At 36.4% G+C, this 22,068-nt stretch carries 23 protein-coding genes and 5 pseudogenes; 18 read left to right on the top strand and 10 right to left on the bottom strand.

The genetic code is table 11. The features are described from left to right. Positions 1-135 precede the first annotated feature (135 nt). A complete protein-coding gene (locus EUBHAL_RS15750) occupies positions 136-339 on the bottom strand; it encodes a nitroreductase family protein (protein WP_049940659.1) in 204 nt (67 codons plus the stop codon). A 133-nt stretch (positions 340-472) separates the two neighbouring features. Here EUBHAL_RS15750 and EUBHAL_RS11435 point away from each other — a divergent pair, with 133 nt between their 5' ends. Both EUBHAL_RS11435 and EUBHAL_RS11430 read left to right on the top strand, forming a co-directional pair. Next, positions 473-793, top strand: a complete 321-nt coding sequence (locus EUBHAL_RS11435; protein WP_005349799.1) for a winged helix-turn-helix transcriptional regulator — start codon at positions 473-475, stop codon at positions 791-793. 23 nt (positions 794-816) lie between these two features. Continuing rightward, positions 817-1,434, top strand: coding sequence for a sugar O-acetyltransferase (locus EUBHAL_RS11430; RefSeq protein ID WP_044923213.1), 618 nt, complete (start codon positions 817-819; stop codon positions 1,432-1,434). Positions 1,435-1,522: 88 nt separating this feature from the next. Here the strand turns inward: EUBHAL_RS11430 and EUBHAL_RS11425 are convergent, their stop codons facing one another. After that, the gene (locus EUBHAL_RS11425) at positions 1,523-2,086 is read right to left on the bottom strand and encodes a TetR/AcrR family transcriptional regulator (RefSeq protein ID WP_044923210.1); all 564 of its coding nucleotides are present in this window, start codon (positions 2,084-2,086) and stop codon (positions 1,523-1,525) included. 151 nt (positions 2,087-2,237) lie between these two features. Between EUBHAL_RS11425 and EUBHAL_RS11420 the strand changes: the two genes are divergently transcribed. From EUBHAL_RS11420 to EUBHAL_RS15945, 7 genes and pseudogenes are all read left to right on the top strand, one after another. Further along, the gene (locus tag EUBHAL_RS11420) at positions 2,238-3,107 is read left to right on the top strand and encodes a DMT family transporter (RefSeq protein WP_005349788.1); all 870 of its coding nucleotides are present in this window, start codon (positions 2,238-2,240) and stop codon (positions 3,105-3,107) included. Between the two features lie 300 nt (positions 3,108-3,407). Next, positions 3,408-3,932: a flavodoxin family protein gene (locus EUBHAL_RS11415; RefSeq protein WP_005349786.1), complete on the top strand. Its 525-nt coding sequence runs from the start codon at positions 3,408-3,410 to the stop codon at positions 3,930-3,932. Positions 3,933-4,074: 142 nt separating this feature from the next. Continuing rightward, positions 4,075-4,161 (top strand): annotated as a pseudogene (locus EUBHAL_RS15460) (MerR family DNA-binding transcriptional regulator); the annotation flags it as partial. A 573-nt stretch (positions 4,162-4,734) separates the two neighbouring features. Then, positions 4,735-4,878: pseudogene (locus tag EUBHAL_RS14945) on the top strand (ParA family protein); the annotation flags it as partial. A gap of 30 nt (positions 4,879-4,908) precedes the next feature. Continuing rightward, on the top strand, positions 4,909-5,598 hold the full coding sequence (locus tag EUBHAL_RS11405) for a DUF5714 domain-containing protein (protein WP_005349783.1): 690 nt from the start codon (positions 4,909-4,911) through the stop codon (positions 5,596-5,598). Then, on the top strand, positions 5,591-6,010 hold the full coding sequence (locus EUBHAL_RS11400; RefSeq protein WP_005349781.1) for an arsenate reductase/protein-tyrosine-phosphatase family protein: 420 nt from the start codon (positions 5,591-5,593) through the stop codon (positions 6,008-6,010). Before EUBHAL_RS11405 ends, EUBHAL_RS11400 begins: the two co-directional genes overlap by 8 nt. Before the next feature lie 242 nt (positions 6,011-6,252). Continuing rightward, complete coding sequence (locus tag EUBHAL_RS15945) at positions 6,253-6,426, top strand: hypothetical protein (protein WP_005349779.1); 174 nt, start codon at positions 6,253-6,255, stop codon at positions 6,424-6,426. Positions 6,427-6,607: 181 nt separating this feature from the next. Here EUBHAL_RS15945 and EUBHAL_RS17400 read toward each other — a convergent pair whose 3' ends face one another. Further along, on the bottom strand, positions 6,608-6,736 hold the full coding sequence (locus EUBHAL_RS17400) for a hypothetical protein (RefSeq protein WP_330360916.1): 129 nt from the start codon (positions 6,734-6,736) through the stop codon (positions 6,608-6,610). Positions 6,737-7,122: 386 nt separating this feature from the next. Between EUBHAL_RS17400 and EUBHAL_RS17315 the strand changes: the two are divergent. The 5 genes and pseudogenes from EUBHAL_RS17315 to EUBHAL_RS11375 all read left to right on the top strand — a co-directional run. Next, positions 7,123-7,206, top strand: a pseudogene (locus EUBHAL_RS17315) (histidine kinase dimerization/phospho-acceptor domain-containing protein); the annotation flags it as partial. A gap of 160 nt (positions 7,207-7,366) precedes the next feature. Continuing rightward, the gene (locus EUBHAL_RS11390) at positions 7,367-8,026 is read left to right on the top strand and encodes a 3'-5' exonuclease (protein WP_022169742.1); all 660 of its coding nucleotides are present in this window, start codon (positions 7,367-7,369) and stop codon (positions 8,024-8,026) included. A gap of 173 nt (positions 8,027-8,199) precedes the next feature. Beyond that, positions 8,200-8,754, top strand: a complete 555-nt coding sequence (locus EUBHAL_RS11385; protein ID WP_005349766.1) for an alpha/beta hydrolase — start codon at positions 8,200-8,202, stop codon at positions 8,752-8,754. 273 nt (positions 8,755-9,027) lie between these two features. Next, the gene (locus EUBHAL_RS11380) at positions 9,028-9,567 is read left to right on the top strand and encodes a hypothetical protein (RefSeq protein ID WP_005349762.1); all 540 of its coding nucleotides are present in this window, start codon (positions 9,028-9,030) and stop codon (positions 9,565-9,567) included. A gap of 119 nt (positions 9,568-9,686) precedes the next feature. Beyond that, a complete protein-coding gene (locus tag EUBHAL_RS11375) occupies positions 9,687-10,028 on the top strand; it encodes an arsenate reductase family protein (protein WP_005349759.1) in 342 nt (113 codons plus the stop codon). 100 nt (positions 10,029-10,128) lie between these two features. Here EUBHAL_RS11375 and EUBHAL_RS16970 read toward each other — a convergent pair. Next, positions 10,129-10,272, bottom strand: a pseudogene (locus tag EUBHAL_RS16970) (DUF6783 domain-containing protein). Here EUBHAL_RS16970 and EUBHAL_RS16965 point away from each other — a divergent pair. Beyond that, positions 10,210-10,359 (top strand): annotated as a pseudogene (locus EUBHAL_RS16965) (DUF6783 domain-containing protein); the annotation flags it as partial. The pseudogenes EUBHAL_RS16970 and EUBHAL_RS16965 overlap by 63 nt on opposite strands. Positions 10,360-10,441: 82 nt before the next feature. Here the strand turns inward: EUBHAL_RS16965 and EUBHAL_RS11370 are convergent. From EUBHAL_RS11370 to melB, 6 genes are all read right to left on the bottom strand, one after another. Beyond that, positions 10,442-12,055, bottom strand: a complete 1,614-nt coding sequence (locus EUBHAL_RS11370; protein WP_005349754.1) for an ASKHA domain-containing protein — start codon at positions 12,053-12,055, stop codon at positions 10,442-10,444. A gap of 152 nt (positions 12,056-12,207) precedes the next feature. Further along, entirely contained in the window at positions 12,208-13,194 is a 987-nt protein-coding gene (locus EUBHAL_RS11365; RefSeq protein WP_005349752.1) for a substrate-binding domain-containing protein, read from the bottom strand. A 203-nt stretch (positions 13,195-13,397) separates the two neighbouring features. Beyond that, entirely contained in the window at positions 13,398-14,039 is a 642-nt protein-coding gene (locus EUBHAL_RS11360) for a hypothetical protein (protein WP_005349749.1), read from the bottom strand. A 135-nt stretch (positions 14,040-14,174) separates the two neighbouring features. Beyond that, entirely contained in the window at positions 14,175-15,932 is a 1,758-nt protein-coding gene (locus EUBHAL_RS11355) for a sensor histidine kinase (RefSeq protein ID WP_022169738.1), read from the bottom strand. Between the two features lie 107 nt (positions 15,933-16,039). Next, positions 16,040-17,647: a response regulator gene (locus EUBHAL_RS11350; RefSeq protein WP_005349742.1), complete on the bottom strand. Its 1,608-nt coding sequence runs from the start codon at positions 17,645-17,647 to the stop codon at positions 16,040-16,042. A 627-nt stretch (positions 17,648-18,274) separates the two neighbouring features. Next, on the bottom strand, positions 18,275-19,657 hold the full coding sequence (gene melB, locus EUBHAL_RS11345; protein ID WP_005349739.1) for a melibiose:sodium transporter MelB: 1,383 nt from the start codon (positions 19,655-19,657) through the stop codon (positions 18,275-18,277). A gap of 236 nt (positions 19,658-19,893) precedes the next feature. On the opposite strand from melB, the gene EUBHAL_RS11340 reads away from it, so the two are divergent. The 3 genes from EUBHAL_RS11340 to EUBHAL_RS11330 all read left to right on the top strand — a co-directional run bounded on the left by EUBHAL_RS11340 (position 19,894) and on the right by EUBHAL_RS11330 (position 21,974). Next, positions 19,894-20,493, top strand: a complete 600-nt coding sequence (locus EUBHAL_RS11340) for an SAM-dependent methyltransferase (protein WP_005349730.1) — start codon at positions 19,894-19,896, stop codon at positions 20,491-20,493. Positions 20,494-20,740: 247 nt separating this feature from the next. Further along, positions 20,741-21,379 carry a metal-sensing transcriptional repressor gene (locus tag EUBHAL_RS16545; RefSeq protein WP_005349725.1) on the top strand — a complete coding sequence of 213 codons (639 nt, stop codon included), beginning with the start codon at positions 20,741-20,743 and terminating at the stop codon, positions 21,377-21,379. A 160-nt stretch (positions 21,380-21,539) separates the two neighbouring features. After that, a complete protein-coding gene (locus EUBHAL_RS11330) occupies positions 21,540-21,974 on the top strand; it encodes a MarR family winged helix-turn-helix transcriptional regulator (RefSeq protein ID WP_022169737.1) in 435 nt (144 codons plus the stop codon). The last annotated feature ends 94 nt before the right edge of the window (positions 21,975-22,068 follow it).

Genomic DNA, 22,068 nt, shown 5'->3' with positions numbered 1-22,068 from the left:
AAGATGAACGATTAAAGCTTGCAATTAATCTATCTTTCTCATGTTCCCTGCGACTTGGTGAGCTGCTTGGTCTTACCTGGGATTGTGTAGATATTTCTCCTGAGGCAATTGAAGAAAACCGTGCATATGTCTTCATCAACAAAGAATCACAGCGTATAAGAAAAGAATCTTTAAATGCATTGGATTCACAACAGTTAAGTGCATCTGGTCGTAAAGGCCTAGACCCACAGGCGCAGCTTTTGCTGCCTTAAGGATTTTCTCAAGGTCTGAAGACAATAATGGTTCGCCGTTATAAGTACGAACAGAGTGTCTGCTGATAAGTGTGTTTAAAAGTTCCATTTTAAAGTCTCCTTTATTATTAAAATAGTATTGACAGTGATTCTTTATCTTATATATTATTGCGGCAGGAAAAACTTATCAAGTACGCAGAAATAACTAACTTGGTAATAAATTTCTTACTGGAGGACTGAAAATGAAAGATGTTAACTATCAACTTGATGAATGTCCGGTGCAAAAGATATTGAACTTATTTCAGAGAAAATGGAATCTGAGAATTATTTACGAATTATCAAAACATGAATCCATGCGGTTCGGAGAATTGAAAAAAGCTGTTCTGGATATTTCCAATACAGTTTTGACATCTACATTAAAGGCATTAGAAAATCAAGGTCTTGTTTTAAGACAGCAGTTTAACGAGGTGCCGCCTCATGTTGAATATTCACTGACGGAAAGTGCAAAAGCATTAGATAAAGTATTTCAGACCATGAGAGAATGGGGAAACAGATATTTATAATTTGGAATTGGAGGTTATCAGGAATGACAGAAAGAGAAAAAATGATAAATGGAAAGTTGTATAATCCAATGGATAAGGAATTAGAACAATTACGTCTGAACGCACGTAAATTAGCAAGGAAATATAATTTGACAGATGAAGATAATCAAGAAGAACAAGCACAAATATTGAGAAAATTATTGCCGGCAACAGAGGAACTTCCGTATTTGCAGGCGCCTGTTTATTTTGATTATGGATGTAATACTTACTTCGGAAAATTCAGCTCTGCTAATTTTAATTTTACATGTTTAGATGTATGTGAAATACATATAGGAGATAATGTGATGATTGGTCCTAATGTTACATTGGCAACTCCTATGCATCCATTGTTACCTGAAGAACGCAATGTCCGAAAGAAAGAAGATGGAAGTTTTTATAATCTTGAATATGCGAAGCCAATCACTATAAAAGATAATTGCTGGCTGGCATCTAATGTGGTTGTTTGCGGTGGTGTCACCATAGGAGAAGGGTGTGTAATTGGTGCAGGAAGCGTTGTAACAAGAGATATTCCACCCTATAGTCTGGCAGCGGGAAATCCATGCCGGGTTATTCGCAAAATAACTGAGAAAGATCATATGTCAGATAGAATTGAAAAAAATTGAACAATTCCAGTTTGTCAATTACAGGTGACATTGAAAGAGCCAGCCCATTCAAGGTGCTGGCTGTTTCAAAAATTCCACACTTAATTTTTTATAAAATCGGTTCAATAACAGCACGAAAATAGTAATCTAATTCTTCTGGTGTATGTTTTTTTTTATCTTTCAACCACCATAAAACCATTTCTACAAAGCTTCCTGAAATATGATTAACAAGAAATTCTTGGGGTAAGTCTTGATTTCGCTTGCGGTTGTGATTTATAAATTGTGTTTGTACCAATTCATTTAAGCTATCCTTAAAGTAACGAAGGAAAATTTCGCTACTTTCACAAGATAGTAATCCTAAAATATTGTTATCATTTTCTTTCAAATGCTGTAAAAGATGGCAAAAAACAGATTGTGGCATTTCTTCATTTGAGTAAAGCCCGTGTATATGAGTTTTATCCATAGCACTGTCGATGATATGTCCGAACAGTTCCTTACAGACTGCATTTAATAATTCGTCTTTCGTTTCAAAATGGGCATAAAAGGTACTTCTGCCGATGTTTGCGGTATCAAGTATTTCTTGTACTGTGATATGATTGTAGCTTTTCTTTTCAAGCAATGTGCTGAATGCATGAAAAATTGCTTCTCGTGTCTTTTGCTGTCGTCTATCCATTATCTTCCTCCGTACAAATTTGAAGAAATGTTCAATAACGTACATTTCTTTTGATTTAATTATTGTTCGCCCAAATATGCTAATGATATAATCGAACAAGATGTTAGATAACATACAAATTATATCGTAGTATTTTGGAGGTGTCAAGAAAATGGAAACTGAACAGAAAAGCAAGAAAGGGATAGCATTTGCGATACTTGCAGCAGCACTGTATGCCATAAATGCTCCTTTTTCAAAGATATTGCTTGAATTTATGCCGCCTACTTTAATGGCTGGTTTTCTTTATGTTGGTGCAGGAATAGGAATGATATTTATTGCTCTTATGCGGAAAATAAAGAAATATGAAGCAAAAGAATTGAAATTAACAAAATCAGAATTACCATACACCATTGCAATGATAGTTTTAGATATTGCTGCTCCTATTTGTTTACTGTTTGGTCTAAACTCTACAACTGCCGCAAATGCGTCGTTACTTAATAACTTTGAAATTGTAGCAACAGCGATAATTGCCCTTATGGTATTCAAAGAAAAAATCAGCACAAGATTGTGGTTTGGGATATTTTTTGTAACGTTATCCTGTGGAATACTGTCTTTTGAAGATATATCAAGTCTGCGTTTCTCATATGGTTCTTTATTTGTTTTACTTGCCACCATTTGTTGGGGATTTGAGAATAATTACACTCGAAAAATATCGTCAAAAGATCCATTGCAGATTGTTCTGCTAAAAGGAATATTTTCGGGTATCGGTTCCCTCATTATCGGCTTGTTTATTGGAGAACGGATAGAGGCACTTTGGAGTATCGTTGCTGTTCTTTGTGTAGGATTTGTGGCATACGGATTGAGTATTTACTTTTATGTATATGCACAAAGATTACTTGGTGCAGCACGAACAAGTGCATATTATGCCGTTGCTCCATTTATAGCGGCAATTCTTTCGTTGATTATCTTTAGAGAAATACCTGATGTTACTTACTTTGTCGCACTTGTGTTAATGATTGTAGGTGCCTGGCTTTCTTCGTAAGATAAGCCGCTAATCAGAAAAGTTAAAAATGAGTAAAGGAAATGCTAAACGGCATTACTGTTAAACATGGGTGAATCTTACTCTTATTTGTATCCCTCTATATAACGAAACGCTCAGAGGCTGTTTTACAGTGGGGTAAAAGAAAAAATATCAAAAAATTGATGATTAATGGTGAACTTGTGATAGAATGGAAAAAAGAGAAAAGCATTCAATGTGAAGATTTTGATGAAGATACTGGTGAAAAAGAGTACACTATGCTATGGAAACAAAAATAGAAATCGGAATTTGGAGGATACACGCATGAAAATTGTAATCATTAATGGAAGCGCCAGAAAAGGAAATACGCTGGCAGCAATCAATGCATTCATAAAAGGAGCGTCAGAAAAGAATAAAATTGAAATCATTGAACCTGACAAACTCAACATTGCACCATGCAAGGGATGTGGTGTCTGTCAATGCTCTAAGGGATGCGTCGATAAGGATGATACAAATCCTACAATTGATAAAATTGCTGCCGCAGATATGATTCTTTTTGCTACACCAGTTTATTGGTGGGGAATGTCAGCACAATTGAAACTTATCATTGATAAGTGCTACTGCCGTGGATTGCAGTTAAAAAATAAAAAAGTTGGCACGATTGTTGTAGGCGGTTCTCCCGTAGACAGTATCCAGTATGAGCTGATTGATAAGCAGTTTGACTGTATGGCAAAATATCTTTCATGGGATATGCTTTTCAAAAAATCATATTACGCAACAGCCAGAGATGAACTTGAAAAAAACAAGGATTCCATGAACGAACTTGAGGAGATCGGAAAAAATTTATAAAGCACGTTCCAAATTCAAGTTTGTTGAATTAAGAAAATCGTTGTTTATCAAGCTTTTTAATTTTGAAAATTTCTTTGAAAAACTATTGACTCCTACGTAACGTAATAGTTTAGAGTATGCTTATCGAGAGGAGAAAATGACAATGATGACGGTGAATGAAGTAAGTAAATTAACGGGAGTGAGTATACGCACTCTGCAGTATTACGACACCATTGGACTCTTAAAACCTATATCGTGAATTTCGATACCTTCATAGCTATATAGGGGGATGTTTGGTTGCTCTCGTGATTGTTTTCATATAGTCACCCACTTTCAAAAATTGAAGTTTTTCATTTTTCGAAACCGCTTTGTTGTACTTAGAATACTGTCTGCTAATAGTATATGCAAGATGTCGCTTTCAAAAACACAAATTTTTTTATTTCTTGAAAGTGGAAATTATGTAAAGACAACCTGATTCTTTTCTTAATTTCAGGATAAATGCAGAAATCTAATGTTACGAGTTGCATTAAAAAAACTCGTAAGAAAAAAAGTAAAAAAATTTGCTTTTGACCACTGTAAAACATGCTCTGAGCGTTTCGTTATATGAAGGGATAATTTTTCTTTCATATTTCAAAGAAAAGAGGATAAAGAAATGTCAGAGAAAAGATGTTATACAGTTCAAGAGTTACAGGAGATCTTAGGAGTCAGCAGACCTACTATTTATAACCTTTATGCACAAGCGATTCCGTCACTCTCACAGGCTCAACGGATAAAGCAGCTGAGTAAAGAAAAACAGTTATCGCTGGAAAAGATGGAAAAAATCATGTGTAAAGTTATATCCGTAGTAAACCAGAAAGGCGGCGTTGGAAAGACCACAACAACCGTAAATGTAGGCATTGGACTGGCAAGAGAAGGTAAGAAAGTGTTGCTGATCGACGCGGATTCACAGGGAAGTTTAACAGCAAGTTCATTTATTGAAGCTTTGGGAAGGTAGGAAATGGAAATGAAAGAAGAATGTATTATATGTAAAGCACCACTTATATATCTCGAAAAAGATGAAATGATGGAGTGCGTGTTATGCCATAAAAAGGAATTAAGCAAGACTAGATGTGAGCAGGGCCATTATGTATGTAATGAATGCCATACAAAAGGAATGGATGTAATTATAGACATATGTCTTAGTGAAACATCTAAGAATCCGATAGAAATTATAAGAAAAATGATGGAACAGCCATTCTGTCATATGCATGGACCAGAGCATCATGTTATGGTTGGTTCAGCACTTCTTGCTGCATATAAAAATGCAGGTGGTGAGATTGATTTGCCGGAAGCACTACTTGAAATGATGAATAGAGGAAAAACTGTTCCGGGTGGCGTATGTGGATTCTGGGGTGCTTGTGGTGCTGGAATTAGTACAGGAATGTTTATATCAATAATCTCAGGAGCGACTCCACTTAAAAATGAACCTTGGGGTCTGGCTAATAAAATGACTTCCAAGGCACTTGACGCAATCGGAAGCATTGGTGGACCAAGATGTTGTAAAAGAGATTCTTATATGGCCATAATCTCAGCGATTGACTATGTGGCAGAGAATTTCAATATACAAATGGAAAAGCCTGTTATAAAGTGTATTCATTCTGATAAGAACAACCAATGTATTAAGGAGAGGTGCCCATTTCATGAATAAGAAAAAAGTCGCACTTATCTGTGTTCATAATTCATGCCGTAGTCAGATAGCAGAGGCATTGGGAAAATATCTGGCATCAGATATATTTGAAAGCTATTCGGCCGGAACAGAGACAAAGCCTCAGATTAATCAGGATACAGTTCGTATCATGAAAGAGACTTATGGAATAGACATGGAAGCAAATAGTCAGCATAGTAAGCTGATTACTGATATCCCAGATGTTGATATTGCAATATCCATGGGATGCAATGTGGGATGTCCTTTTATTGGAAGGGCATTTGATGATAACTGGGGACTTGATGATCCAACGGGGAAATCAGATGATGATTTCAAGGCTGTGATACAGCGGATTGAGGAGAATATCATGGAGCTAAAGAAAAGGTTGAGTGAAAGTGGAGTTTTGCGTGAGTAAACATTAGAAAATACAGATGGTTAAGGTGGTGATCAATGTGGTCATCACTTTTTCTATTTCTGAAAAAAGGTGATTTACAAGATGAAGCTACTGGTGAAAAAGAATACACCATGCTATGGAAACGAAAATAGAAATCGGAATTTGCACAATTCTTGAACTCAACACAAACTGCCATCAGTGTTGTTCCGTTGCTCGTTCTTTGCTGGTATCATAGAACCATCAAATGAAGGAGGCAACAAGCCATGAATACAGATAAAATCTATGCAGAACAACTCGCAAACAAATATGCACCCAAGGACACCACCAAGGTGGTCGCTCTTCGCAAGCTGGATACAAAAGCCAAGCTTCCCGCAACCGTTTTTACCTACACATTCGGTATTGTCACTGCGATGGTGGCTGGTGTTGGGGATGGATAAAAGCTATGATAGGATGTTCCGTCATGTGTTTACGCCGATTCCATTACGTATGTTACAGGTGTGATTCAGCAGTGTGTAAAAATGCCACAAAGCGAAACAACGAACGCTGTTTGACAACTTAGAATTTGTGATATTTTAAGAAGGAGCCTTCGCTTATGCGAAAGCTCCTTTTCTGCATACCTTACTTTTTCAGCTTTAAGCCATCTCGGAATGCTTCGCCCACACGCTCGGTGACTTTATAATAGCCGTGGGTGTAGGGGTCAAATGCGATGGCGTTGACCTTAGACATATCAATTTTCCCATCCCCCATAACGCTCTCATCGGCAGTGACATTGACCACCTTGCCGATAACGCCGCATCCGTATTCATTGTTCTGATACTCGATGAACCTGCACTCCAGGCAGATCGGAAACTCGTTGATGAGAGTGGATCTACTGTTTCTGCTTTGCTGGCGGTCAGACCACTGCGGGCAAATTTATCGGTAACTTTATTGCCGGACTCTACGCCGAAATAGTCTGCTTCCACTATGTGGGCTGCATCGGCAATGCTGACGGTGAATGCTCCCCGTGCCTTGATGTTCTGTACGGTCTTGTGTGTCTCGGTGAGGTTCACAACAACGGTGTCCCGCTACTGCATGGTGCCCCATGCGGCGTTCATGACATTGTCGCTGATCTCCGGCAAGCACAAGATGGTCATTCTTTACTGCTTGATATGTCCCATGATATCAGAACTCCTATGAATGCAATCATTGGTTATGCAGAACTGGCGTCCGGACATTTGCCCCCTATCCGATATAGCCTCCGGCAGGGACAAAGCCTGCTGTTATAGGTTTTTGCTATTGTTAGAGCCGTTTTTCTGATATAATAAATATCAGAAAGGCGGTATTTTTTTATGATGACAAGAAATACAGATAAAAAACATATATAGAGGGGGTGAGTGCTTGAATTATCTGGTTATTGATTTAGAAATGTGCAAAGTCCCAAAGAATTATCGGGGAAAAAATTATAAGTATGCGAGTGAGATTATTCAGGTTGGAGCAGTTCTTTTAGATGAAGAATATAAGGAAATAGGAACTTTATGCCAGTATGTACATCCTGAGTTTGGTATCCTTGATTACTTTATAACGAATCTTACAGGAATTGAGAAAGGGCAGATAAAGAATGCACCGAAGCTGAAAGATGCACTTATTCATATGGCAGACTGGCTTGGAGAGCGGGAATATAAAGTTTTTGCATGGAGTAAAAGTGATTACTGGCAGCTTGACCATGAGATTAAAAGTAAGAAGTTAAATGATGAGAAACTGGATGAATTGATGAAGCCAGAGCGTTGGGTAGATTATCAGGAAATATTCGGGAAAAAGTATAACTTTGAGCAGGCAGTAGGTTTGCAGGAGGCCTTGATGCTATGTGATATTGAGCCAGATGGAAGAATGCATGATGGGCTGGATGATGCATGGAATACAGCACGTCTTATTGAAAAATTAGAAAAGAATCCAAATTATAAGCTCATTTATAGGGAACGGCAGGAGCAAGAAGATTCACAGCCATTAAAGGTTCGATTAGGAGAACTATTTGAAGGGTTGAATTTGCAGCTTGGATAATGAAGATGAGAGATAGCATGGATGGAAAATAAAGGGTAGATTATGGAAAATATAGATTTCATCACATATTGATATCCAGAATCATTAGCATTGAATTGCTCTATTTATAAAAATTAAATTATGGATTATTAAAGAAAATATAGCAATGCAGAATAACAGGAAAAGAGATTATTATGAAGAAAAAAATAGCAGTACTGTTTCCAGGTATTGGTTATACTTGTGATAAGCCATTACTCTACTATACAGGTAAACTTGCGGTAGCAAGGGGATACAAACTTGTGAAAGTAGAATATGGTAATTTTCCATCAGGAATAAAGGAAAATAAAGAAAAGATGGAAGAGGCTTTTCGTTGTGGATTAGAGCAGGCAGAAAAAATTTTGCAGGATATTTGCTGGGAAGAATATGAAGATATATTATTTGTATCAAAGAGTATAGGAACAGTCATATCTTCTGCATTTGCCAGAAGGCATCAACTCTCAGCGAAGAATATTTTATTTACACCACTTCAGCAGACATTTTTATTTGCAGATGGGAATGGGATTGTATTTCATGGAACGGCAGACCCATGGGCTGATACAAAGGATATTACAGAAGGATGTAAAAAGTTAAATCTTCCTCTTATTTTGACAGATGAAGGAAATCATTCTCTGGAAACAGGGGATACATTAAAAGACTTAGAAAATCTTCAACAGATAATAGGGTTACTATTTAATTCATTAGACAAATAGTGGTTGCGGGGACTTGGGGGAGAGGGCAGAAGACATCAGCTTCTGTCCCCAAATCCCCTCCCCTCTGTTTAATTCATCTTCTCCAGCCACAGCACAGAAGCCAGCGAACTTCATAAGCCATATTTGTGGTCTCGGAGCAAGTGTTGGATGCGAGCGCGTGGAGCGAACATTCAACACGCCGCGACTAAAAGCACAAATATGGCTTATGAAGTTCACTGGCTTCGTCTGTAGTTTATCTAATGAATTAAACAGTAATAAGAAAGGCGTGATTTTATGGGAAATTATATTACTACATATACGAGAAAACATTTTGATCCGATAAATCCTGATGCAGAATTAATTTGCATTGAGGATATTGCTCACGCACTTCCGATGATCTGTCGGGGAAATGGACATGTCAGCTCATTCTGGTCTGTGGGAGAGCATTGTATTTTATGTGCGAAGGAAGCAGCGGCAAAGGGATATTCTAATCGACTTGTATTGGCAGCTTTGCTACATGATGCGAGTGAGTGTTATATGTCAGATGTACCAAGACCTTTAAAGCAGAATATGAAGAAGTATAAGGAATATGAGAATCATTTATTAGATGTTATTTATACGAAGTTTTTAGGTTTCACGTTAAACATAGATGAGGAGAAGTTGATAAAAGAGATTGATAATGCATTATTGTGGTATGATTTAAAGTATTTATTGGATGAAGAATCAGAAGAAAAGCAGCCAAAGCTGCATGTGAAGGTTGATTATACGGTGAGATCATTTTCTGAGGTGGAAAAAGAGTATTTGGGATTGTTCGAGAAATATAGAGAGGTATAGAATATAAGAAAAATACTATTAAGAAATATATTCAAAAATAAATATAAATGTAATCAGATATATTTGAAGATAGTGAAAAAACTATAATAATATTGTGAAGGAATAGAGAGGAAATTGAGATGAACGTACAGATTTTTGGGACGAAAAAGAGTTTTGACAGCAAAAAGGCAGAGCGCTATTTTAAAGAAAGAGGAATAAAATATCAGTTTGTAGATATGAAAGAAAAAGGACTTAGTAAGGGGGAGTTTCATTCTGTATGTCAAGCTGTAGGTGGTTATGAAAAGCTGATTGACCCTAAGTGTAAGGATAAAAACTTACTGGCATTGGTTCAATATCTTTCTGAGGAAGATAAAAAAGAAAAAATTCTGGAAAATCAAAAGATTATAAGAATACCGATTGTCAGAAATGGAAAGCAGGCGACAGTCGGCTATGAGCCGGATGTTTGGAAAGATTGGAAATAGAAAAGATAGTAATAAGAAAATGAAAAAAGGATTGTCGTAAGATAGTTCTAAGAAAGGGTGTGAGCTACTCATGTGAGTTGTTTCGCACCCTTTAAATATTTTATCCTTTTCTAGAGCGTGTTTGAAAAACCATTCCTACAACCTGCACGCCCCAATTTGCGGTATATTTTGCCTTCATTCAGTTGACGTAGCCCGCTACGCCGCCCTCATTCAGGCGAAATCTCCCACAAATTGTAACGCACATCTTGCAGAAAGCATTTTTCAAACACGCTCTAGCAAGAAGACTCCGACCTCTAAGGTGGGAGATGAGTTGCGTCTGCTACCTACTTGATTTAGTTCGGTATTATAAGTCTGATACTGTGAAGAAAAATCTGTAAATAGAATTTTTCTATAATAATGATAAGCGGAAAGTTTTAAAAAGACATATATTCCAAGTATAAATCATTAAATGCTTTATGATTTGCAAGGCTGATTTCTTCTGAAATTTCTGGAATATGTGTAAAGCGATGGGATAATTCAGAGTTCATCGCTAACATGCCTGCGCCTGCGAGAGAGCTGTTTCCGACGGATATGATTCGGTCGTTCAGTTCTTTGGGCAGCATACCGATTCCGACAGCTTTGGTATAATTGATTTTTTGCCCAAAACCTCCGGCGAGGTATAGATGTGCAATCTGAGAGTAATCAATACCATAGGAGGTTACGAGGATTTCTATACCGGCCCGAATAGCCGACTTTGCTAATTGAACCTCACGAATATCCTTGTTAGTAAATGAAATATTCTCTGTCAATGGATATCCATTATCGAAATATTTATCAGCAATCAATCCTGTGTTATCAACAATTTTTTCTTTTACAAGTTCATAGACTGTTTCAATGACTCCTGTTCCACAGATGCCAATTGGTTTTTTATTTGAAATAGTAGAAATGGCTGGATGATTATCGAAAATAGTTACGGTATCAATTGCGCCTGGAACACCGGCAATACCGTAGCGGATATTGCCGCCTTCAAAAGCCGGACCTGCTGCGGTTGAAGTTACGAGGAGTCGATCTTTATTACCGATAACCATTTCCCCGTTTGTACCAAGGTCTACGAGAAGTGAAACTTCTTCTTTTTGATCAATTCCGCAGGCTACAATACCACTGACAATATCGGCACCTACATAAGTACTGATCCCCGGAAGAATCGTCATGTTTTTGTAGGAATGCATGGAAATATCAACAGGGGTGAAAGGAAAGGATCCAAGACTTTCACAGGATAATTTCTGAAGTAAATGTTGCATAGTAGAGTTGCCGGAAATGATGACAGGAATAGAAAGTTTTGTGATATCTTTTCCTAGCTGAAATTGTTCGCAGATAGAATCTAAATCGTTTAATATAGTTCTCTGAAGCTCCAAAAGTCTTCCCTGATTGGCTATATCAATTCGTGAAAGGACATCGGTACCAAATATTCGCTGATGATTGATACTGGTTATGGTCTGTAATACTTTTTTTTGATTTGTATCAATGAGATTGGAAGCAATGGTTGTAGTTCCGATATCGACAGCGAGAGCAAGAGAATCATAACTGGAAATTTCGTTATGAGTGGATGAAGATGGAGCAGTAGCAATTTTCGAATCAGATTTTTCTGAAGATGGCTGCATTGAGATGTGTTGAACGGAGGCAGATTTAGATGAAGAGTCAGAGACAGTATCCGCCGCAGTAAACTTATTTGAAACAGATTTATCTGCCGACAGATTAAATGCAGAGGCAGCCTGAATCTGGTCTTCTTCATAATCTTCTATCTGAATAGTAAACTGCCCTTTTACATAAGACTGACATGCCAGCCGCCAGCCTTCAGAGAGTTCTTTTGCTGAAAAAAAGGCAGCGTCATGTGTAGTATGGGCTGGTATATTATTTAAAAATTGTACCTTACATTTTCCACAGGTTCCTCTACCGGCACAATAGGCAGGTAAAAATTCTCCATTTTCCTGAAGGTGTGTAAGTAAAGATTTATTTTTATCGGAAATTGATAATTCAATTGTTTTCAATGGTGTTCCTCCTCAATTATTAATAACCATATTATAATATAATAATAGTTCCAGTGTAAATCCTTCAACTCGTAAACGCCATAAGCATCTGAAGCCACTCACAGATAAGATATCAGGGCAGTTCTTTTTGCGTCTGTTATCGCAAATGAAAATTACTTTTCAATAGCAAACGGTTTGCTATACCATATTTTGTGATATTTGGCGGTATCCTTATTTAGAATATCATTAAGCAATTTGCAGATATAAGATATCTGGTCACTTGTGCCATTATCTACAGTTCCATAAATTTCTCCAGCTTGTATTTTCTGATTCATCTCTGGACTGTTATTAATTCCGAGAATAAGGGGGAGTTTGAGATTATGCTGTTTATAGTAATCGTAAACTCCAAGTGCCATGTCATCATTATTGCAGATAATGGCTTCTGCAGATTGGATAATGCTAGTATCCAGTTTTGAAAATTTCACGGAGGCAAGGTTTCTCTGCCAATCTGCGGAGAGATTAGTAAGCTGATTTAGAGGGAGGTTCTGGCTGTTTTCTAAAAAGCCATTTGTCCTTCTTACAGCATCAAAATGTGTCTGTTCTCCTTCGATTAGAATATAGTCCAGTTTATTATTTTTGTTTCGGTCCAGGTTTATTTTGTCTGTATTCCATACATTCTGGAGCATGTCTGCCTGAATGGCTCCTGCTTTTTTTGCCGCTGTTCCGACGTACCATGTCTGTTTGGAGATGGATAAGTCCTTTTTATCCGCTTCTCTGTTAAATAAAATAACAGGGATATCGTGGTTTGCTGTCTCGTTTAGGACGCTGGCGGCAGAAGATGGAGTTACAAGGTTAATAAGCAGGGCATCGAAGTTTTGGGTGTACATATATTGGAGCTGGTGTTCCTGCCGGTTGGCATTTCCTTCTGCATCAAAGATTTCGTAAAGAACTTTTTTGCCAGAAAAAGAAGAACGGTCAATTTTGTTTTGGAGTTTGGTTACATAGTCGTTTATGAAAGTGTCGTCCATATCATAAACAGCGATGCCTATGTGGGTGTATCCATTCTGCGTTTGAGGTAATTTCCATATGGTTATGGTGCTTATCAGGATGATGATTAAGGTAAACAGGATGGAATTATAGCTAAAAAGATTTGTTTTCATAACGGAAATCCTTTCGTGTTCTGTATAATTTATTATCTGTAGTTGATAAATATTGACTAAATTTTTGGAAAACTATTATGTTTAGAGAGTGTTTGAAAAATCATTCCTGCAACCTGCACGCTCTAATTTATGGTATATTTTGTATTCATTCAGGCGAAATATACCGTAAATTGGGGTGTGTAGATTGAATTAAAACTACTCTTCTAATTTGTCAGTAGTGCATCTAATTCCCCGCTCTCAATAGCTGCCTTATCTACTTTATGACATGGAATAGATATATCTTTCATATATTTATTTCGTGAGTAAGTATCCAGCATTTGAATGCTTTCATAGCCAAGTTTGTATGTGTTTTTTATGTAAATGCAGTTTGTTTTGCCGTCTTGGATTTTCTTTATTACCTGTGCAGAAACAGGAAGAAGATAGCTTGGAGAAGGGCTGTTTTCAAAGGCTGCATAGTGAGAAAAGGCAGTTTGCATCGTGGCGGTAATTGCCAGTACATTATTGTAATCGTAGTGTTTTTCTTGTTGGGTTAAATAGTTTTCTGGATAAATTAACAGGATGCCAATTGCATGATTTTGTTCTTCATTAGCGATGATGGAAGATAGCTCATTTGAAGAAAGGCTTTTTTCATGCCACACGTCAAGTATAATAGAATTATTGTGAGAGTAATCTCGGATGGCATCTAATATACGGGAATTCTCTTTATTATAAGTGTAGGGAAGGATTACTGCTACCGTTTTTTTACTTTCGGTGTTTGTGCGTGTCATCATACATTGCGAGGAAAAAAAGGCAATGAAGAGTATTAAGATGATTACTAAAGCATATTTTTTCTTATTATTTTTCATCAGTTTCCTCCTGATTTTAATAACTTCTTTTAATTTAGTGTTATTGGCTACTGTCTATTTGGGCAGTTTTTTGTAATATATATTATAGATTTAGTTCAGTGTAGTATTGTTAGATTATTACAAGTTGCTGATTTTCTATAATTTTGTTTTATTGGATTCATCTGAATTTATCTCTGCAGTCTCCTCCAGTTTCGGAATAATTATCGTTGCGGTTGTTCCTTCATCTAATTCACTTTCAATAGTGACACCATACTGTTCACCGTAAATAAGTTTGATTCGCTCATCGACATTACGCACACCGATTCCAGAGCCTCGTTTGCTGGAAACAACCCGGTTGTGCATGATGTATTCCACAACTTTTTCTGGCATACCAAGTCCGTTATCGCTTACGTCAATGTGAATAAGGTTATCTTTTTCATAAACAGAAATAGTGATTTCGCCATCATCGTACACACCTTCCATACCGTGATAAATAGCATTTTCAAGTAGAGGCTGGATAGAAAGTTTGGGGCAGAGATAATGAAGAAGTTTTTTGTCTGCCTGTACGGAAAATTCAAACTTGTCCTTAAAACGGATATTTTGAATAGCGAGGTAACTTGTTGCGTGTTCCAACTCTTTTTCCAGTGGGATAATGTCTTTTCCCTGGCTTAAAGAAATGCGGAAAAACTTCGCGAGGGAGGATACCATTTGCTCGGCACCTTTATATTCGCCACTCTGTATCATCCAGATGATAGAGTCCAGCGTATTATAGAGAAAATGCGGGTTAATCTGAGACTGCAAAAGTTTTTTCTCCATTTTTCGTTTTTCCCGTTCATTTCTACGGATTTCGCCCATTTGGTTTTGTAATTTTTCTGCCATAATATTAAAATGTGCACTTAATGTTTTCAGTTCACCAATTCCATTTTCTGCGGCTTTTACTTCATAATTGCCCTTTCCGAATTCCTGCATGGTATCGAGTAATTGGTAGACAGGATTTGTGAAGTCATGGAACAGCAAAATGTCAGTGAAAACAAGAATAATTCCAACGATAAGCAGAAGCAGCCAGATTACATAATAAATACCCATATTTTCTGTGTGAATATTAAACAGGGAACTGACAAGGACGATATTCCAGCCGGTATAACCAATCTGCTGACGTTCGATCAGCCACTTTGTACCATGTAGCTTTTTGATGCTGTAATTGGTGCTGTTTAGAGCAATTTTAGTAGTGTTTTCTTTATATAAACCAGAAGAAATTTCTTTTATAAACGGATGATAAAGAAAGTTCGATGTATTATCAAGCAGGTAGCAGTAAGAGTTTTGCGTATTCTTATAATGCTCTAAAATTGCATCGATGGAATCGGTATAGTACTGCATTAAAAGAACACCGGATTTCATTTTGCCGTGATTAATGTACTCTACATAGCGGCTTATCTGAAATACCTGTTTTACGTTGTCGGGATAAACAAGTTTTTTTGAGCCGTAACAAATAGTTTCGATATTATCTTTTGCCTGAGTAAACCAGCTTTCATTTTGCATGGAAGTACTGGTTAAATTGTTAGAGTGCCATAAGTTTTTGCCATCTGTATCATATAAAGCGAGTCCATAGATTGTTTCTGAATTGCTGGTGATTTCATTTGCCAAAATAGTTTTAAAGTTCTTGTCCTGAATATCATATTTTTTGATTGTGTTGTAGTAAATGTTATTCATAATAGAATTGATTGAATCTATTTCATTTTCAATATTTTGTGCAAGTACATTTTTCTGCCTGCTGGTTTCTTCTATCGTTTTACGGACAAGATAGGTAGAAATATAATGAGAAAACAGTATCATGCAGCTTAAAATACAGAAGACAATCGAGATGGACATTATTAAAGGAAAAAGAACACGAATGCTTAATTTTTTATTGTTCATAAATAAATCCTTTCGTTTGTCAGGGAAGGAAATTTCCCGTAAATTGTGACGTACATCTTGCAAAAAGCATTTTTTAAACATACTCTGGATGCCGGGAGAAGGTCCTTTTAGTTATTTTCCCCTCCAAGTTTTCGGTATTTTACCGGAGAGATACCACAGTGCTTTTTAAATACATAGCTAAAGTAATTTGGTTCGGGGTATCCGACCATTGTTCCGATGACATGGCTTTTGTAGTCGGTCATTTTCAGTAACATTTTCGCTTCTTCCATGCGGCGGCTGATGAGGTAATTTAAAAAAGTAGTTTCCGTTTCCTGCTTAAAAATCTTTGAAAAGTAGGAAGAACTCACATGAAGTTCCTTGCAAATGGACTCTACGGAAAGGTCAGGTTCACGGAAATGTTCCTCCACTAATTTCTTTGCATTTTCTGCTAAAATAACGTTATTATCTACCTGCTTTTTCTGAATCAATGTACGCATGAGCTGAAAATAATTAATAAGCCAGTTGTCGAGCTCTTCGCCAGTGTTTAAAGAGAGAATTTTTACCGCCATTTTTTTGGAACCGGCAAATTCTTTATCAGAGGTAATCTGATATTTTTTATAAAGGCGGGCGAGGGAGAAGGAAATCTCTAATATGACGATCTGGTATTCATTTAAGTTGTAATGGGCTTCATGTAGATGTTCAAGCATATTTAAAACAGCAGTTTTCAGTTCTTCTTCAGAACAGTGAGTTATGATCTTCTCAATGGAATCTACTTCGGAATTCCAGTCATCGTCTTTTTGAAGCGGTGCATCCTTTTGGAGCGGAAGGATGTCATTATAGTAAGTATAGCTCTCATCTTGAATGACTACATTATAATCAAGTGCTTCTAGAGCCTGCTGATAGAGGACAGGAAGTGCCCTTAAACTGGTACCGCTGGAACTGATGCCGCAGGATATTTTCGTGTGAAAAATACGTTCGATAATGACGGAGGCCTCCTGTATAGTACGGGTAATCCGTTCAATATCGTGCTTTTTATTGCCACATAGCAAAAATACTTCTCTGTCAATCATACCGAAATGGTAGAGGTCCGTTATTTTTTCGAGAGATTCTTTAATCGTTTCCTTGATGGAAAGTTCGGAAAGAACATCATTTAAATCATTTTCACGAATCTTTACAGTAATGATGTGAAAAACTTCATAATCAAGATTCAGTTTTAAATTTTTCATTTGAAGAGTACAATAATCTTCGGTAAGAGTTTCTGTTAAAAGCTGTGTAAAAAACTGCTGCCGAAGAAGAGGAATACTTTCTGTATAAATGTTCTCCAAGCGGGTGCGGTTCATTTTCTCGGCATATTCTTTTTCGAGTTCCTCATGCATTGTAGTGAGAAGTTTCTGCATTTCGTTGTAGTCGATTGGTTTCATGATGTATTGTGAAACTCCATAGCTGATAGCGGTTCTGGCATATTCAAAATCATCCCAACCGGAAAAAAGAATAATTTTCGTGTTTATGTAGTTCTCATGAATGGTTTTAGAAAGCTCTAAACCGTCCATAAATGGCATTTTAATATCACTGATTAAAAGGTCTGGGTGATATTCTTCAATGAGTTCTAAGGCCTCTTTCCCGTTTTGTGCCGTACCAACAACGGAGAAACCAAGGCTCTCCCAGTCGATGCCGTTTTTCATTCCATATAATATTTGCTGTTCATCATCAGCTAAAATAATAGTAAAGTTTATCAAGATTTTTTCCTCATTTTTTCTGTAGTTTATTTGTGGTTATTTATATGGTATTTGATTTTAAGTTTGTTTTTTTATAGTTACGTTGTTGTGTGTTTTGAAATTTATTTTTTATAGTTGTTTTTCTATTTATTGTGTTATTTATTTTTGACATAGTTCTTTTGGTATGGATTTTGCTACTTATTTTATTATTTTGCAGCCGTTTAGATTGTACCATAAATAAGAGCAAGTCGATTACATTTTATATCAATCAACTTGCCCTTACTTATTTGCCCTATAATGTTTTATAACTGTTCCGAAACATAGAATTTATTTGAAATGTAAGTTTGTAAATTTAATGAATCGGAATAGTTAGTGTTATATACTTTGCACAGTATCCTGTTGTTATATTGCAGAAAGCCTTTTTCAAACACGCTCTAGAGCGTGTTTGAAAAATATTTAAAGTTATTTATATTGCCAAAATCAATTATTATATACTGCATATATGTCTTTAAAATATGTCAATTATGATATAAATAATATTTATTTTTGATATTTTCAGTATCAACAAGCAGTAATAACTCTTGTGTTTTGTATAACTTTTATTTTTCAAACACGCTCTAGTCTTATACCTTGTGTAATATTCTGCGATTATTCTTCAGCTTTACCACTAATCTTAGCAACTACTTTTTTCATAAACTCATCATTAAGCTTATATTTAGTCTTAAATACAACGTAAGCAAGAATGATGCCGAGAGCTGGTACAATGCACATCAGCACACGGATGGAGTTCTGTGTTGCTAAAGACTGTACTGCATTTGGAACGTATCCAGTTAATTCTAATACGAATCCGATTGCTAAAGCTGTAAAAGCTGCGGTCAGTTTTACGATTAATGTCTGAAGGGAGAATACGACACCTTCATTTCTGACACCTAATACATATTCGCCATAATCAACAACGTCTGCAAGGAAAACGGTAGCACATCCAAGTTCAAGACCTGTACCAGTTTTAACGATAATTCCCGCAATTGCAGTTAAAGGAATATTAGAAGGACATACAAATCCTACAATGAGCAGTAAGATAAGGCCGATTGGTGGAAGCGTACAAGCCATTAAGAATGCCTTTTTTCTGGATAATAATTTTGTGACTTTAGGGAAGATTAATAATCCAACTACCTCTGCAACAGATGCACTGATCATGAAAGCAGATAACATTCCGGCATTATTGCAAACATAGCTGAAATAATATGTAGCAACACCCATGATAGCCTGAATTCCAATATTGTATAATAAAATTAAGAGGACAGCCCATCTTAACTGGTCATTCTTTTTGATTACAGTGAAAATATCTCTGAATTTCATTTTCTCTGCAGTTCCGGTAGCCTGCTGTTTCTTTGGCAGGTTGATAACGCAGACAGCCATTGTAAAAATAAAGGTTGCTGCGATAATTAATGCAAATCTGTGGTAACCAGTATAGTTGCCGCCAAGTCCTTTGATAATCTGAACACCGAAGCCGGCGATGATAAGAGACTGACCGATGCTGGCAAAAATTCTTGGTAAAACAGATACTTTTTCACGTTCTTCCGGGTCGGAAGTTAAGTTAGGAATAATAGACCAATACGGAATATCCATAATCGTATAAGTCATTCCCCATAAAACATAAACGACAGATGCAAATACACAAAGACTTACACCTGATAAATGAAAGTCTGTAAATACGGTAATGAATACAAAAGCGTTAATCAATGTACCGATAACAAGCCACGGAACGAATTTACCCCACCGGCTTCTCGTATTATCAACAATCATACCCATAAATAAATCGTTAAAAGCATCCCACAACTTTGCAACGAAGAACATACTTCCGATAAATGCGGGAGCAACTTTAATAATATCTGTAAAATAAATCATAGAAAAAGTTGCAATCATTCCATAGATTAAGTCTTTTCCTAATGCACCAAAGGCAAAGCAGTACTTCACACGATTTGGTATTTTTCCCTGGTATATAACACCACTGTTACTGTTGTTTTCCATTTTTCCTCTCCTCTTTTTTTATTTGCGTGTTTCTTAACTTGATTGGAGTTTAGCATTTTAGAAAAAAGAATGACATTTGATATTCTATTTAAAAAATATGAATTTCTATTTTGGAAGATTGGATTAGAAGTGGGATTATGGTAGACTAATTGAGAATCACAGGAAATATTCTGAGAAAGAAAATGAAAGAAAATAGGAGAATATAAGAGAAAAATAAAAAAAGGGGCAAATAAAAAATGAAAGAAGATATATATGAAAATAAATGGGATAAACTACTGAAAATCCATACAATGGGACGCGATGATTCCAATGCAGGACAATATTATTATCCCTATGAACCAACGCCATATTCTGTATTAGAAAGGCTGGCAAACACAGGAATCATAAGAAAAGGCAATACACTTCTTGATTACGGGTGTGGAAAAGGCCGTGTAGACTTTTTCCTTGCCTATCAGACCAGATGCAGGTCCATCGGCGTGGAATATGATGAGAGAATCTACAATAAAGCAATAGAAAACAAAGAAAAAGCCATTTCAGCAGGAAGAGTAGCATTTAAAGCGGAAAATGCCGAATACTTTTCTGTACCAAGAGAAGTAGATAGAATTTACTTCTTTAACCCATTTTCACTTGAAATTTTGCAAAAAGTGATACACAGGATACTAGAATCCTATTACGAAAAACCAAGAGAGATAAAACTACTGTTTTATTATCCGTCAGATGAATATATTTCTTATTTAATGACCGTAGATGAATTTATGTTTGAAGACGAAATAGATTGCAGAGATTTATTTCCGGGAAATGATATGAGAGAGCGGATTGTGATATTTGGATTATAAATACTTCAATGAGAAAATGATATTACTTATCTATTATATTCGGTAATGAAATTGCGGCGTTTTTAATATCATTTTCATATAATATTATTGCAATGAGTAAAATAATTGCTGGAATATATCTTTTATACGATTTTATAACATTAATCTTATATACATTGATTTTATTTTTGTAATCTTCTCTGCTATCTCTCTGGATATTACAAAATTCAAAATTACCACAAATTTTAATAATACGAGGCAGGATAAAATGGAAAATAAACATATTCAAAATAATAGAAATGAAAATAATAAGAAAAATGACACAACAAAAAAGATAGGGAAAATACATATTCAAGAAAATGAATATATAAAAAATCGAAATAATTTTTACAATCAGGAAGATATTCAAGGAAATGTACACTATGACAGTACACATAAAGAAGGACATTCTCATAAGCATGAGGAATTGTCAGAACATCAACATATTGGTAAATCAGAAAAGTCATCAGTGAATCAGCACACTCATAAATCAGGAGAGTTGTCAGTGAATCAGCATACTCATAAATCAGGAGAGGCATCAGTGTGCCAGCATACCCATACCCATGTAGATGCAAACGGAAATGTTTACACTCATACACACACCCATTCGCCCCAAATCGTGAAAAACGAACTAAACCGAATTGCCCGGATTATAGGTCATATGAAGTCTATAAAAATTATGATTGAATCTGGAAGAGACTGCAGCGAAGTGTTAATCCAGCTCGCCGCTGTAGATGCCGCAGTCAAGAGCCTTAGCCGGGTTATATTGAAAGAACATATGTCAACTTGTATTGTTGATGCGATAAAAACGGGGGATGATGAGGCGATTGAAGCATTGAATGAGGCGATAGACAAGTTTATGAAGTAAATTCTGGAGTTCGTCTGCCTCGCCAGCTCGGTAATTCAAAATTCACCATTGACATTTGGAAAGAAAAGGATTATTATATGCAAACAAGTTCGTTAGTGAACTAATTGCCGAAAGGCAACCTAAGGAATATGAAAAAGATACATAACAGGAGGATAAAACTATGCGGGATTCGTTAATTAATACCTGTGGAATGAAGATGCGTAAGCTTCTTGATAAAAAGTCAGAGGTGTTTGCACAGAAATACGGAGTGAGAAATGTAGAACTGGAGATTCTTTTATTTTTATATCATTCACCATGTGGTGATACAGCAAAAGATATTGTGGAGGAGAAGAATTTATCCAAAGCACACATTTCAAAGTCTGTAGATAATTTACGGGCGAAAGGTTTTGTCGTTTTGACAGAGGATGAGAATGACCGCAGAAAGAGACACATTGAGTTGACTGAGAAGGCTGTGGAAGCAGCGAAAAATATGCTGGAGGTTCATAATGAATGTAAAGAGGTTGTCATGCGTTATGTGACGGATGAGGAGAAAGAACTTATGAACCAGATAATGCAGAAGATGCTTCGCAGTCTGGATGAGGAACTTCAAAAGTAACAGAATTACTTTACGGAAATATTTACAGATAGCATTTACAGGAAGTATTTTTAATGGCATCGACTGATAATGCCACTGGAAAATGACCGGGAGA

Source organism: Anaerobutyricum hallii DSM 3353, from assembly GCF_000173975.1.
Classification (GTDB): Bacteria; Bacillota; Clostridia; order Lachnospirales; family Lachnospiraceae; genus Anaerobutyricum; species Anaerobutyricum hallii.
Note: the sequence above shows the minus strand (reverse complement) of the source record. Positions and strands in the feature narration are given on the sequence as shown.

Excerpts from the sequence above, each read along its gene's own strand:
- EUBHAL_RS11375 (WP_005349759.1), top strand. The coding sequence starts at position 9,687 with ATGAACGTACAGATTTTTGGGACGAAAAAGAGTTTTGACAGCAAAAAG.
- EUBHAL_RS15945 (WP_005349779.1), top strand. The coding sequence starts at position 6,253 with ATGAATACAGATAAAATCTATGCAGAACAACTCGCAAACAAATATGCA.
- EUBHAL_RS11340 (WP_005349730.1), top strand. The coding sequence starts at position 19,894 with ATGAAAGAAGATATATATGAAAATAAATGGGATAAACTACTGAAAATC.
- melB (WP_005349739.1), bottom strand. The coding sequence starts at position 19,657 with ATGGAAAACAACAGTAACAGTGGTGTTATATACCAGGGAAAAATACCA.
- EUBHAL_RS11365 (WP_005349752.1), bottom strand. The coding sequence starts at position 13,194 with ATGAAAACAAATCTTTTTAGCTATAATTCCATCCTGTTTACCTTAATC.
- EUBHAL_RS11425 (WP_044923210.1), bottom strand. The coding sequence starts at position 2,086 with ATGGATAGACGACAGCAAAAGACACGAGAAGCAATTTTTCATGCATTC.
- EUBHAL_RS16545 (WP_005349725.1), top strand. The coding sequence starts at position 20,741 with ATGGAAAATAAACATATTCAAAATAATAGAAATGAAAATAATAAGAAA.
- EUBHAL_RS15750 (WP_049940659.1), bottom strand. The coding sequence starts at position 339 with ATGGAACTTTTAAACACACTTATCAGCAGACACTCTGTTCGTACTTAT.
- EUBHAL_RS11430 (WP_044923213.1), top strand. The coding sequence starts at position 817 with ATGACAGAAAGAGAAAAAATGATAAATGGAAAGTTGTATAATCCAATG.
- EUBHAL_RS11415 (WP_005349786.1), top strand. The coding sequence starts at position 3,408 with ATGAAAATTGTAATCATTAATGGAAGCGCCAGAAAAGGAAATACGCTG.
- EUBHAL_RS11405 (WP_005349783.1), top strand. The coding sequence starts at position 4,909 with ATGGAAATGAAAGAAGAATGTATTATATGTAAAGCACCACTTATATAT.
- EUBHAL_RS17400 (WP_330360916.1), bottom strand. The coding sequence starts at position 6,736 with ATGGGGGATGGGAAAATTGATATGTCTAAGGTCAACGCCATCGCATTT.
- EUBHAL_RS11380 (WP_005349762.1), top strand. The coding sequence starts at position 9,028 with ATGGGAAATTATATTACTACATATACGAGAAAACATTTTGATCCGATA.
- EUBHAL_RS11360 (WP_005349749.1), bottom strand. The coding sequence starts at position 14,039 with ATGAAAAATAATAAGAAAAAATATGCTTTAGTAATCATCTTAATACTC.
- EUBHAL_RS11435 (WP_005349799.1), top strand. The coding sequence starts at position 473 with ATGAAAGATGTTAACTATCAACTTGATGAATGTCCGGTGCAAAAGATA.
- EUBHAL_RS11400 (WP_005349781.1), top strand. The coding sequence starts at position 5,591 with ATGAATAAGAAAAAAGTCGCACTTATCTGTGTTCATAATTCATGCCGT.
- EUBHAL_RS11385 (WP_005349766.1), top strand. The coding sequence starts at position 8,200 with ATGAAGAAAAAAATAGCAGTACTGTTTCCAGGTATTGGTTATACTTGT.
- EUBHAL_RS11330 (WP_022169737.1), top strand. The coding sequence starts at position 21,540 with ATGCGGGATTCGTTAATTAATACCTGTGGAATGAAGATGCGTAAGCTT.
- EUBHAL_RS11420 (WP_005349788.1), top strand. The coding sequence starts at position 2,238 with ATGGAAACTGAACAGAAAAGCAAGAAAGGGATAGCATTTGCGATACTT.
- EUBHAL_RS11355 (WP_022169738.1), bottom strand. The coding sequence starts at position 15,932 with ATGAACAATAAAAAATTAAGCATTCGTGTTCTTTTTCCTTTAATAATG.